This is a genomic window from Nguyenibacter vanlangensis (assembly GCF_013376155.1).
Classification (GTDB): domain Bacteria; phylum Pseudomonadota; class Alphaproteobacteria; order Acetobacterales; family Acetobacteraceae; genus Gluconacetobacter; species Gluconacetobacter vanlangensis.
Window position 1 is genome coordinate 1 of record NZ_JABXXP010000539.1, and the last position, 1,972, is coordinate 1,972.

3 protein-coding genes are annotated in these 1,972 nt (G+C 67.5%); 1 reads left to right on the plus strand and 2 read right to left on the minus strand.

Annotated features, from left to right (window positions below; all coding sequences use genetic code 11):
• Positions 1–250 (minus strand): GNAT family N-acetyltransferase (locus HUK84_RS16390; RefSeq protein ID WP_374729379.1); only part of this gene is annotated, 250 nt, incomplete at its 3' end.
• 212 nt (positions 251–462) lie between these two features.
• Between HUK84_RS16390 and HUK84_RS16395 the strand changes: the two genes are divergently transcribed.
• Positions 463–1,500, plus strand: coding sequence for a purine-nucleoside phosphorylase (locus HUK84_RS16395; RefSeq protein WP_176641233.1), 1,038 nt, complete (start codon positions 463–465; stop codon positions 1,498–1,500).
• An 81-nt stretch (positions 1,501–1,581) separates the two neighbouring features.
• Here the strand turns inward: HUK84_RS16395 and HUK84_RS16400 are convergent.
• The coding region (locus HUK84_RS16400; protein WP_281362838.1) for an NnrU family protein at positions 1,582–1,972 on the minus strand (391 nt) is incomplete at its 5' end.

Below are 1,972 nucleotides of genomic sequence, written 5' to 3' on the forward strand. Positions count from 1 at the left end.
CGCGCCACGCGGCGTCGATCGCCACGCGGCCGATCTTGGCGGTCACGCCGCCATCCTTGAACAGGACCCGCGCGGTGCCCACCGGCCCGCCGTCGGCCAGGACCAGCACATGCAGCGCCGTATCGTCGTCGGAATCATATTCCAGCTCGGGCGGGACATGCTGTTCGTCGATGAACACGGCGGCGCGGACGGCGAAGCAGGAGTCGCGGTCCTGCACGGTTTCGACGGTCCGGACGGTGATGGAGCACATGGGACGGGCCTGAACGGAGGATGGTTTCGGGACTGGAGAATCAGGATTCCAATGGCCTGCGGATCTCCGGAATTCGCCTGCGGATTCCGGAGCCATGACACTAGCGCGCGCGTTCCAGATCCGGAATAAGCGGAACGTCATTTTGACATAAGGGGGATATGTTGGAGTCCGACATGAGACGGAACGATCGTTGGCGCTCGGGGCGCGGCGCAATGTCCGGCCTGGCTTGCCTGCTCGCCATCGGGCTTGTCCCGACGGCGCGGGCGGCCGAGGACGTGAAAATGGTCGTGGTCGCCAATTGGGAAAACGGCGCGGATCGCGGCGACGCGCCGGGCGAGTATCAGGACTGGGTCGAGCGCGAGCATCTGGACCAGACCGTTCCGGTGCGCGGGGCGCCGGACGTGGTGCGGCGGAACGCGGACGGGCTGTACGGGATCGTGCTGCGGCATGGCGTGACGGACCTGGCGGCGTTCGTGCTGGATCCGCTTTTCGATTTCCATAAAACCTACTGGCTGTTTACCGGAATATCCGGTGTCGATCCGCATGCGGCGCCGGTCGGCAGCGTCGCCTGGGCGCGCTGGGTGGTGGATGGCGACGCGCTGCGCGAGATCGACGACCGGACCGTTCCGAAAGGCTGGCCCTATGGCCTGTATGCGATCGGCGCGTCGCGTCCTGACACGCTGCCGGAGAATCCGAACCATTACGGGTCGGTCACCGATGTCGCGGAACTGAGCAAGGCCTATCCGCTGAATCAGGGGCTGGCGCGCTGGGCCTATGCGCTGAGCCGCACCGCCGTGCTGGCGGACGACCCGGCGATCGCGGCGCGGCGCGCGGCCTGGACGGGATTTCCGCAGGCGCAGAAGGCGCCTTTCGTCCTGATGGGCGAGACGCTGGGCGCCGAACGGTACTGGCACGGCGCGCCGCGCACGCAATGGGCGGAGAACTGGGTGAAGCTGTGGACCGGGGGCCGGGGCCTGTTCGTGATGACGAACGAGGAAAGCCAGACCTATCAGCGTGAGATGCGCACCCTGGCGCGCCTGGGCTTCGTCGATGCGAACCGGATCATGGTGCTGCGTTCGGCCAGCAATTTTTCGATGCCGCCGCCGGGCATGGACGTGACGCATTCGATGGGGGATGAAGGCCCCGGGCAGGCGCTCGCCTTCGACAACAATGAACGCGCGGGCGCGCCGGTGGTCGCGGAAATCCTGCGCCACTGGGACCGCTATCGCGACCACGTGCCGTCGGAGTGACGCGGCGGGCGGGATCGGCGGAATATCGCTGGTCCCGCCTGAATATTTCCTGGATATTTACTGACCCGCCATTCGGCACCGCTATCGGACATGCGGCAGGGGGGACATGCCGAACAGCAGCGGGTGCAGGATCAGCAACCCGCCCCAGAGCCCCAGGGCCAGGATCGGGACGGACCAGCCCAGTTCGCGCGGCGCGAAATGGTTGCGCCCGGCCAGGATGGCGCCGAATGGGACGATGGAGGTGCCGGCCGCCAGGGTGCGCCAGAGGACCGGCTGCCGCCGGGCCAGCTTGGCGTCGATCGACGTCGTGCCCGCCAGCGCCGTCACGCCGAATGCGCCGAAGAAGATGAGCGACGCCGTGTCGCCCGTGGCGATGATATGGTCCAGCGCCCACAACGCGAAACTGCAGAGCATGGGGTGGCGGGTGATGCGCACCATGCCGCGCGGCTGCCACTCCGGCCCGATCGGCGGG

Bases quoted from the DNA above. Each gene is read 5' to 3' on its own strand.
- HUK84_RS16395 (WP_176641233.1), top strand. From the start codon at position 463: ATGTCCGGCCTGGCTTGCCTGCTCGCCATCGGGCTTGTCCCGACGGCG.